Source organism: Streptomyces sp. S6 (genome assembly GCF_054880855.1).
In genome coordinates this window covers 1-7,355 of record NZ_JBTYMC010000316.1, presented here as the reverse complement: position 1 = coordinate 7,355, position 7,355 = coordinate 1, and the positions used below count along the sequence as shown (strand labels likewise).

Below are 7,355 nucleotides of genomic sequence, written 5' to 3'. Positions count from 1 at the left end.
TCTCGCGCTCGGCGCGCGCGGGGCGCTCCTGCGGGCCGGACTCGGAGACCCGCGCGCGGCTCTGCTCCAGTTCGTCGCGCATACCGCCTTCGCCGCCGATCAGGATGCCGAGCCGGTCGGCGACCTTGCGCTTGAACGAGCGGGGGGCGGCGCGCAGCGCGAGGGCCGCGATGACGCCGACCAGGCAGAGCTGGTAGCTCACCATGAAGAACGGCTTGGCCGCGCGGCCCGCGAACAGCCCGTGGATCAGGGCCGCGCACAGCGCCGGGTAGGCCATCATGTGCATCAGCCGCCAGCGCGCCGCAGTCGCCGCGGGCGCGGCGAACTGGTTGCGCAGCGCCCCCGTCACACCGACGAAGATCATGAGCAGCGCGGCCGTCGAGCCGAGGCCGATCAGTCCGCCGATGCCGGTGAAGCCGAGGCTGAAGGGGATCAGCGCACCGATCAGGACGGTGTGCTCCAGCGCGATCTTGATGCTGATGTGGACGAGCAGGAACGCGATCGAGCCGACGGCGGTCACCCGGTGGATGCCCTGCGCCACGATCCGCTGACGCGTGTTGAGGATGAGCCGGTCCTGGGCGACGAGTCCCCAGATCACCGAGCAGGTGAGGCTCACCAGGGAGAGCACGCCCGCACCGAAGTTCAGGAAGTCCTGGAGCCAGTTGCCTCCGAGGACGACCACCACGGGTATGAGGACGAGGACGGCAGCCGTCGCGATCCCGTAGGCGGACCGGCCCGGCTGGGGGAGCGAGGTGTTACTACGAAGGTTCATGGGGGCAACTCCGAGCAGTTCGGGAAAGCGGTCCCGCTGCCGAACTCTAAGTGGGCGCCATACCGATGGGTACGAGTTTGAGTTATTGGGCTGTTACCTAAGAGACAGGCGGCCGAGGCGATGTCCCTATAGGGGGCGTTGTGTCGGATAATTTTTGAACGGTAGTCAGTTTTCGCTCCCGTGCTCGCGGTGTCGTACAGCTATACGCAACTCCGTCGCAGCTTGCTCAAACGCTGCGGTACCCTGACGACATGCGTGCCGTACGCCTTCTGCTTAGCGGGCCGCGCTGACCAGTCCCGACCACCGGTGAGAGCCGGCGAACGGTCGGAGTCGGCGCGGCGTCCCCTCCTGTGCGAGGGGATTTTTCGTTTCCCGGGTCGGCCACAGCCGCCGGGCCCGCCAGGCAGATGACGATCGATGGAGCTTTGAGGACCATGAGCGAGACGAACCCCGCAGCCACCGAGACGGTTGCGCCGCACCGCTACACGGCCGCCATGGCGGCCGACATCGAGGCACGCTGGCAGGACGTCTGGGACGCCGAGGGCACCTACTCCGCCCCCAACCCCAAGGGCGACCTGGCCGGTGACCCCGCGCTGGTCGCCCGCCCCAAGAAGTTCATCATGGACATGTTCCCGTACCCCTCCGGTGCGGGACTGCACGTCGGCCACCCCCTGGGGTACATCGCCACCGACGTCTACGCCCGCTTCCAGCGGATGACCGGCCACAACGTCCTGCACACCCTGGGCTTCGACGCCTTCGGCCTGCCCGCCGAGCAGTACGCCGTGCAGACCGGCACGCACCCGCGCGTGTCCACCGAGGCCAACATGGAGAACATGAAGGCCCAGCTGCGCCGCCTGGGCCTGGGGCACGACAAGCGCCGCTCGTTCGCCACGATCGACCCCGAGTACTACAAGTGGACGCAGTGGATCTTCGTCCAGATCTTCAACTCCTGGTACGACGACGAGGCGCGCAAGGCCCGGCCCATCGCCGAACTGGTCGCGCAGTTCGAGTCCGGTGAGCGGGGGGTGCCCGGCGGAGGGACCTGGGAGGCGCTGAGCGCCGTCGAGCGGGCCGAGCTGCTGGGCGAGTACCGGCTGGCGTACGCCTCCGAGGCGCCGGTCAACTGGTGCCCCGGGCTGGGGACCGTGCTGGCCAACGAGGAGGTCACCGCCGACGGGCGGTCCGAGCGCGGGAACTTCCCGGTCTTCAAGACCAAGCTGCGGCAGTGGAACATGCGGATCACCGCGTACGCCGATCGGCTGCTGGACGACCTAGACGCGCTGGACTGGCCTGAGGCGATCAAGTTGCAGCAGCGCAACTGGATCGGGCGGAGTGAGGGTGCCCGGGTCGACTTCCCGGTGAGCACCGGTGCGGGTGCGGGTGCCGGGGTCGGCGGGGCTGCGGCTGCGGCGAGCGGGGCTGAAGATCGTATTACCGTATTCACCACCCGTCCCGACACCCTGTTCGGCGCGACTTACATGGTCCTGGCCCCCGAACACCCCCTGGTCGAGAAGATCACCGCCGCCGTCTGGCCCGAGGGCACGCACGACGTGTGGACCGGCGGACACGCCACCCCCGTCGACGCCGTCGCCGCCTACCGCGCGCAGGCGGGCGCCAAGTCCGACGTCGAGCGGCAGGCCGAGGCCAAGGAGAAGACCGGCGTCTTCACCGGCGCGTACGCGGTCAACCCGGTCAACGGCGAGCGGGTCCCCGTCTTCATCGCCGACTACGTCCTGATGGGCTACGGCACCGGCGCCATCATGGCCGTCCCCGCCGGCGACCAGCGCGACTTCGAGTTCGCGCGCGCCTTCGAGCTGCCGATCGTCTGCATCGTCGAGCCGACCGACGGGCGCGGCACCGACACCGCCGACTGGGAGGACGCCTTCGGGTCGTACGACGCGAAGATCATCAACTCCGCGAACGACGAGATCTCCCTGGACGGCCTGCCGGTCGCCGAGGCCAAGGCGCGCGTCACCGAGTGGCTGGAGCGCAGGGGGATCGGCCGGGGCACCGTCAACTTCCGGCTGCGCGACTGGCTGTTCAGCCGTCAGCGGTACTGGGGCGAGCCCTTCCCGATCGTCTACGACGAGGACGGCGTCGCGCACGCGCTGCCCGAGTCGATGCTGCCGCTGGAGCTGCCGGAGATCGACGACTACTCGCCGCGCACGTTCGAGCCCGAGGACGCCGACACCAAGCCCGAGCCGCCGCTGTCGCGCAAGCAGGACTGGGTGGACGTCACGCTGGACCTGGGCGACGGGCCGAAGAAGTACCGGCGCGAGACCAACACCATGCCCAACTGGGCCGGTTCCTGCTGGTACGAGCTGCGGTACCTGGACCCGCACAACTCCTCGGAGCTGGTCGACCCGGAGATCGAGCAGTACTGGATGGGCCCGCGCGCGGGGCAGCCGCACGGCGGTGTCGACCTGTACGTCGGCGGCGCCGAGCACGCCGTGCTGCACCTGCTGTACGCGCGGTTCTGGTCCAAGGTGCTGTTCGACCTGGGTCACGTCTCGTCCGTCGAGCCGTTCCACAAGCTGTTCAACCAGGGCATGATCCAGGCGTACGTCTACCGTGACGCGCGCGGGTTCCCGGTGCCGGCCGCCGAGGTCGAGGAGCGGGACGGCGGGTACTGGTACCAGGGCGAGAAGGTCTCCCGGCTGCTGGGCAAGATGGGCAAGTCCCTGAAGAACGCGGTCACTCCGGACGAGATCTGCGCGGAGTACGGCGCGGACACGCTGCGGCTGTACGAGATGGCGATGGGGCCGCTGGACGTCTCCCGGCCGTGGGACACCCGCGCGGTCGTCGGACAGTTCCGGCTGCTGCAACGGCTGTGGCGCAACGTCGTCGACGAGACGACCGGTGAGGTCACCGTCACCGACGACGCTCCCGACGAGGCGACCCTGCGGGCGCTGCACAAGGCGATCGACGGGGTGCGCGGGGATCTGGAGGGGCTGCGGTTCAACACGGCCATCGCCAAGATCACCGAGCTGAACAACCACCTGACCAAGGTGGGCGGGCCCGTCTCGCGGTCCGTCGCCGAGGCGCTGGTCCTGCTGATCGCTCCGCTGGCTCCGCACGTCGCCGAGGAGCTGTGGCGGAAGCTGGGGCGGACGTCGTCCGTCGTCCACGAGGACCTGCCGGTCGCCGATCCCGCGTACGTCGTCGACGAGGCCGTCACCTGTGTCGTCCAGATCAAGGGGAAGGTCAAGGCTCGACTGGAGGTGTCGCCGGCCATCTCCGAGGAGGAGCTGGAGAAGGTGGCGCTGGGGGACGAGACCGTCGTCAAGGCGTTGGACGGGGCTGTGGTGCGGAAGGTGATCGTTCGGGCGCCGAAGCTGGTGAACATCGTGGTGTGAGGTGTTGGGCACCGGGTGAGGTGCTGTGTGGTGCGCGGGCGCGCTCTGTTCCGGCTGGGCCGGGGTGGGGCGCGTTCTGCGTTGGGGGGAGTGGTGGGTGGGTGCCGGTTCAGGGGGTTCAGGGGGTGTCCCCTACGGGATCAGTGAGGGGAAGGTCAGGGTTGTTCTGGAACTTCGGGGTCGTGGGGGGCGTTTATCGTGGAAAGGCGGCGCGAGGTGCGTCGGGTTGGGGACGGAGGAGTGCTGTGGACGTCGCGGTCGCCGTGGTTGCGCTGATTCTCCTGGCGCTGTTCGTGCTGGGGGTGTACGGGACGGTGAAGGTGGTCGGGGCGGCGAAGAGGAGTGTGGACCGGACCATCGGGCAGGCTCGGCGGACCGTCGAGGATCACACGTTGCGGGCCAAGTCGCTGGGGCGGTTGGGGCCCGCGGGGGAGATCGCGCAGCTTCGGCTGAAACTGCGGACGTCGATGAGGGCCACGCAGGACGCGCTGTACGCGGGTGTGCGGGAGGACGAGTCGCTGCGCGAGTCCCTCGGGCTTTTCCAGCGGCTCAGTGATCACGGGCATCAGCTGGACGACGAGCTGAAGCGCCTGGAGTCCGATCCCGACCGTACGACTCTGGCCCAGCGGCTCCCCGAGCTCCGTGAGCGCACCGAGCGGATCACGGCCTCGGCCGACTCCCTGCGCTGGGCCGCCCGCGACCGCGCGACCCGCTTCGCGGAGGACGACCTGGACTCCCTCAACGCGCAGATCGACGTGGAGACGGGGGCGCTGCGCCACTGGACGACGGACGACATTCCGGGGGCGGGCCAGTCAGCCCCGTCCACCCCGTCGGAGCAGCCGCAGCGGCCGGCGATCAGCCCGCAGCCGAAGCGTCCGGCGTACCCGTGGGAGAAGAGGACCAGGCCGGAGAGTACGACCTGAGCGCGGGGGTGCGGTGTGGCTCCCGGCCGGGTTTCGCGGGGTGCCGTCGGTTCCGTATGGTGTGATCGGCCCCGGCTCCGGGCGGCGTGCGCCTTGATTCGGTCAAGGCTCCCTCGGGGCGAGGGGCTGGGCTGACGGTCACCCGATACGCCAGGTAACCTCCAGTTCATGTCCCGCCATGTCGCGATCGTCACAGATTCAACGGCCTACCTGCCGCAGCGGGCGATGGAGCGTCACGACATCACGGCGGTGCCGCTGACGGTCGTTCTGGGGGACCAGGCCCTGGAGGAGGGCACCGAGATCTCGACGAGATCCCTGGCGCAGGCCCTCCAGAAGCGCCGCCCCGTGACGACCTCGCGCCCCGGCACCGAGGTGTTCGCCGAGACCTATCGCAAGGTCGCCGAGTCGGGCGCCACCGGCATCGTCTCCCTGCACCTCTCCGCCGAACTCTCCGGCACGTACGACGCGGCGGTCGTCGCCGCGCGCCGCGCGCCCGTGCCCGTGCGGGTCGTCGACACCGGCATGGTCGCGATGGCCCTCGGCTTCTGCGCGCTGGCCGCCGCCGAGACGGCCCAGGCCGGCGGCACGGCCGACGAGGCGGTCGCCGCCGCGGAGAAACGGGCCTCCGGCACCTCCGCCTACTTCTACGTCGACACCCTCGACTACCTCCGCCGGGGCGGCCGGATCGGAGCCGCCCAGGCACTCCTCGGCTCCGCCCTCGCCGTGAAACCGCTCCTCCAGCTCGACGAGGGGCGGATCGATCTGCTGGAGAAGGTGCGGACGGCGTCGAAGGCGATCGCGCGGCTGGAGGAACTGGCGGTGGAGCGGGCGGGGACGGCGCCGGTGGATCTGGCGGTGCACCATCTCGCGGCGCCCGAGCGGGCGGAGGCGTTGGCGGAGCGGTTGCGGGAGCGGGTGGGGGGGCTTGTGGAGCTGCATGTGAGTGAGGTGGGGGCGGTGATCGGGGCGCATACGGGGCCTGGGTTGCTGGGGGTCGTGGTTTCGCCTCGATAGGGGGGTGTGTCACTCGTGTGAGTGACCGGGTTGTCCACAGGTGGGGAGTTATCCACAGATTCCAGGCGGCAGCTCCGTGGTGGGATGGATTGCCCGATGCTCGGAGCATGGAACTTCGATCACGTACACGGACCGCACGGACGGCGAGCGCGACGAGTGGCCCCGGCCGGGCCGTCGGCTCCGACAGCCGCGTCCGGCGTCGAGGGGGCGGGCGGCGGCGTCGGGAGTCGGTGGCGGAGACTCGGCGCAGGGTGGAGGTGTTGTTCGGGGAACGGGCCTCTGGGGGAGGGGAGTTGGCGGTCGGAGAGGTTGTCGATGAGGGGGTGGGGGAGCGGCGGGCTCGGGTGGGGGCCGCGGTGTGGGAGCGGATGCCGGTGTGGGTGCAGGCCCGGTGTGGGATGGAGCGGCGGAGTGTCGTCGCGCTGACGGTGGTGCTGGTGGTGGCCGCCGTGTTCGCCGGGCAGCATTTCTGGGCGGGGCGGACGCAGAGTGTTTCGGCGCCGGAGGTGGTGCGGGCGGGGGTGGTGGAAGCGGGGGCCGCTGCGGAGGGGGCCGGGGGCGGATCGCCGGGGGCTGGTGGAACTGGGCTTGCGCGTAAGGGAGCTGCGGTGGCCGGTGCTCCTTCGCCGGCGGCGGAGATCGTGGTGGACGTCAGTGGGAAGGTGCGGAGTCCCGGGGTGCATCGGCTGCCGGCGGGGTCGCGGGTGGTGGACGCGCTGCGGGCGGCCGGCGGGGTGCGGCCGGGGGCCGATACGGCGGGGTTGAACCAGGCGCGGTTCCTGGTGGACGGGGAGCAGGTGGCGGTGGGGGTGCCTGGAGCCGCCGTCGCGCCTGCCGTGCCGGGTGGCGGGGTCGCCGAGGCGGGGATGCCGGTCTCGCTCGGGACCGCGACGCTGGAGCAGCTCGACGGGTTGCCCGGGGTGGGGCCGGTGCTGGCGCAGCACATCCTGGACTACCGGACGCAGCACGGCGGGTTCCGGTCGGTGGAGGAGCTGCGGCAGGTGAACGGGATCGGGGAGCGCCGGTTCACGGAGCTGCGGGAGCTCGTGCGGCCATGAAGCGCGAGGGGGAGGCGGATCTGCGGCTGGTGCCGCCGGCGCTGGCGGCCTGGGGGACGGCGGCTTGGGCGTTGGACGGTTCACCGGGGGTGGTGCTGGCCGTCGCCGTCGGGTGTGCGGTGGTGGCGGTGGGGCTGCTCGTGGGACGGCGGTCCGGGTGGACGAGGGTGACCGGGGCCGGGGTGCTGCTGTGCGCGGCGGCTGCGGCGCTGGTCGGCGGGGTGCACGGGGC

At 70.8% G+C, this 7,355-nt stretch carries 6 protein-coding genes; 5 read left to right on the top strand and 1 reads right to left on the bottom strand.

Features of this window, described 5'->3' with window-relative positions:
- Positions 1-772 (bottom strand): cytochrome b/b6 domain-containing protein (locus ACVNF4_RS29625; protein ID WP_461805959.1); only part of this gene is annotated, 772 nt, incomplete at its 3' end.
- Between the two features lie 434 nt (positions 773-1,206).
- On the opposite strand from ACVNF4_RS29625, the gene leuS reads away from it, so the two are divergent.
- The 5 genes from leuS to ACVNF4_RS29600 form a co-directional block, all read left to right on the top strand.
- Positions 1,207-4,128 carry a leucine--tRNA ligase gene (gene leuS, locus ACVNF4_RS29620; protein ID WP_461805958.1) on the top strand — a complete coding sequence of 974 codons (2,922 nt, stop codon included), beginning with the start codon at positions 1,207-1,209 and terminating at the stop codon, positions 4,126-4,128.
- A 245-nt stretch (positions 4,129-4,373) separates the two neighbouring features.
- Positions 4,374-5,051: a hypothetical protein gene (locus tag ACVNF4_RS29615; RefSeq protein ID WP_461805957.1), complete on the top strand. Its 678-nt coding sequence runs from the start codon at positions 4,374-4,376 to the stop codon at positions 5,049-5,051.
- A gap of 168 nt (positions 5,052-5,219) precedes the next feature.
- On the top strand, positions 5,220-6,065 hold the full coding sequence (locus ACVNF4_RS29610) for a DegV family protein (RefSeq protein WP_461805956.1): 846 nt from the start codon (positions 5,220-5,222) through the stop codon (positions 6,063-6,065).
- 107 nt (positions 6,066-6,172) lie between these two features.
- Positions 6,173-7,123: a helix-hairpin-helix domain-containing protein gene (locus tag ACVNF4_RS29605; protein WP_461805955.1), complete on the top strand. Its 951-nt coding sequence runs from the start codon at positions 6,173-6,175 to the stop codon at positions 7,121-7,123.
- Positions 7,120-7,355, top strand: a 236-nt coding sequence (locus ACVNF4_RS29600) for a hypothetical protein (RefSeq protein WP_461805954.1), incomplete at its 3' end; no start/stop codon positions are given. The genes ACVNF4_RS29605 and ACVNF4_RS29600, both read left to right, overlap by 4 nt.